This window comes from Paracoccus onchidii (genome assembly GCF_028294535.1).
Taxonomy (GTDB): Bacteria; Pseudomonadota; Alphaproteobacteria; order Rhodobacterales; family Rhodobacteraceae; genus Paracoccus; species Paracoccus onchidii.
This window is the reverse complement of record NZ_JAQBIE010000071.1, coordinates 1-944: the sequence shown is the minus strand read 5'-3', so window position 1 is coordinate 944 and position 944 is coordinate 1. Positions and strand designations below refer to the sequence as shown.

The following is a 944-nucleotide window of genomic DNA, read 5'->3' as shown; positions in this document are numbered from 1 at the left end:
ATAGACGTGAGCCGAGATTGGCTCGATGTTCACTGCCTTCCGGTCGGTCAGCGCCACCGTATACGCGATGATGACGCCGGTCATGCTGGCGTGGCCAATCTCGCCCGAAACCGCGGGGCCATCCTGTGCTTCGAAGCTGCGGGCGGGCCGGAATGGCGGCTCTGGTTTTATGTGGAGGACGCAAGCGTCGAGGCCCGCCAAGTGCGGTCGGCCCAGGTCAAGGTCTTCGCGCGCAGCCTTGGAACCTGCGCAAAAACCGACAGGATCGATGCCGAACTCATAATGCGCTTTCTGATCTTCAGGCCCGACGCCGGACGAATACTTCCGGCGGAACATCTACGTCTTCTCAGGGCCTTGACCACCAAGCGGGCACAGGTGGTCGAGATGCGAAAACGGCTTCTGGCGCAGATCCGGGCGCATCGCAAATCCGGAACTGCAGAGACGTTCGAGGATATCGATGTGGAGCTGAAAGAGCGCTTGGATGTCGCGATCGCCGAGCTGGAAAGCCGAATTTCAGAACTTCTCGGTCGCGACAGGCATCTCGTAGACACCGCGCCGGTCCTCCGGTCCGTGCCCGGTATCGGATCGGTAGCCAGTTCGACGCGGATCGCTGAGCTGCCCGAGCTTGGAGGCCCTCACCCGCGAAGAAGCTGCGGCCCTGACTGCTCTGGCGCCAGTGGCGCTGGACAGCGGAACGCTGCGCGGCAAGCGAGTCTTCGCCGGTGGCAGACGCGCCTTGCGGGGTGCCCTGTTCCAGGCGGCACTGGTCGCCTCGCATCACAAGCCGACGCTCAAAGCCTTCGCGGATCGGCTCCGGAAATCCGGAAAACCACACAAGGTCATCGTCACGGCCGTCGCGCGCAAGCTCGTCATCATCGCCAATGCGCTATGCAAAAGACCGCAGAAATGGGAGCCCAGACAACACTGAAAGATATAGTTGCTAG

1 protein-coding gene and 1 pseudogene are annotated in these 944 nt (G+C 62.0%); both read left to right on the top strand.

All coding sequences use genetic code 11. The features are described from left to right. Positions 1-6: 6 nt before the first annotated feature. Positions 7-360 (top strand): annotated as a pseudogene (locus PAF17_RS20220) (hypothetical protein); the annotation flags it as partial. Positions 361-625: 265 nt separating this feature from the next. Beyond that, complete coding sequence (locus PAF17_RS20080) at positions 626-928, top strand: transposase (RefSeq protein WP_271890823.1); 303 nt, start codon at positions 626-628, stop codon at positions 926-928. The last annotated feature ends 16 nt before the right edge of the window (positions 929-944 follow it).